Source organism: Neisseria sp. P0022.S010, from assembly GCF_051956635.1.
This window is the reverse complement of record NZ_JBQCXF010000676.1, coordinates 1-1443: the sequence shown is the minus strand read 5'-3', so window position 1 is coordinate 1443 and position 1443 is coordinate 1. Positions and strand designations below refer to the sequence as shown.

Sequence of the window (1443 nt, the reverse complement as noted above, 5' to 3'; positions counted from 1 at the left end):
CTTTGACACCGTGCATCACAGTCGTGTGGTCGCGACCGCCAAAGGCATCACCGATAGAAGGCAGGCTGAGCGTGGTCAGCTCTTTGGTCAGGCTCATGGCAACTTGGCGCGGACGGGCGATGTTGCGCGTGCGTTTTTTGCCCAATATATCGCTGATTTTAATACGGTAGTATTTGGCTGTCGCATCGATGATGATGTCGGCGGTAATGACTTTGTGTTTCTCGGCAATAATATCCTGCAAAGCCGTACGCGCCAAATCCATGTCGATGACAGGACGGTTCATAAAACGGCTGCTGGCACTGACGCGGTTGAACGCGCCTTCCAGCTCACGCACATTGGAGCGGATCAGATTGGCGATAAACAGAGCGGCTTCGTCTTCGATACTGATACCGGCTGCTTCTGCCTTTTTCTGCAAAATCGCCACGCGCATTTCCAATTCGGGCGGTTCGAGTTCCAAAGTCAAACCCCATGAAAAACGGGACTTGAGACGGTCGTCCATACCCTCGATCTTGGCAGGCAATACGTCGCACGTCAGGATCAGCTGTTTTTTCTCGTTGTGGAAATGGTTGTACAGATAGAAGAACTCTTCCATCGTACGGTCTTTGCCTTTGATGAACTGAATATCGTCGATAATCAGCAGGTCATATTGTTTGTATTGTTGCTTGAACACATCATAAGTGTTGTTGCGCACCGCCTTCATAAAGCTGCGGATATAGTCGTCCGAATGCATATAGCGCACTTTGGCATCAGGACGGTTTTTCAGCAATTCGTTGCCGATGGCTTGTACCAAGTGGGTTTTACCCAAACCGGTACTGCCGTATAAGAAAAACGGGTTGTAGCCCTGCCCCGGATTTTCAGCAATTGCTTGGGCGGCTGCGGCGGCAAGGCGGTTGCCCTTACCTTCCACCAAAGTTTCAAATGTATAGTCGCGCGACAGATTGGTCTGTTCGTAGCGCGCTTCTTCCGCATCGTGTTGCGCGTCGGTTTTGGCTTTGGCAACTGCTTTAGATTCAGCCGAAGCAGTAGTTTGCACTTGAGGCTCATGCGGCAGGTTTTTCATGCGTTGCGCCAAAATCTCGGCAGCCGTCATGGCAGCTGCAGGTTTGGAAACCGTTTCAGACGGCCTATTTTCTTCCATTGGCGCAGCAGTTTGCAAAGGCATTTGAACAGGCTCTACACACTCTTCAACTTCAATGACCTCTTGCACTTGCACCGGCGCAACAGTCTGAGCCGCCATTTCATAATGCGTACCTACGCCCGGCTTAAACGCAAAAGCAGCCTGCTGAGGCACTAATTCGGCACGCACGGCGTCAATTTTGGCGGCAAACTGGCTTTTGAGCATATTGCAGGCAAATTGGTTTTTACCATACACCACCCATACGCCGTTTTCTTCGCCCACGGTCAAAGGCGCAATCCATTGCGCAAACTGCCCGGCAGGCAACA

Annotated in this window: 1 protein-coding gene; it reads right to left on the bottom strand. The window is 51.3% G+C overall.

Annotated features, from left to right (window positions below):
- Positions 1-1441 (bottom strand): chromosomal replication initiator protein DnaA (gene dnaA, locus ACTHUT_RS20565; RefSeq protein ID WP_440419660.1); only part of this gene is annotated, 1441 nt, incomplete at its 3' end.
- Positions 1442-1443 lie beyond the last annotated feature (2 nt).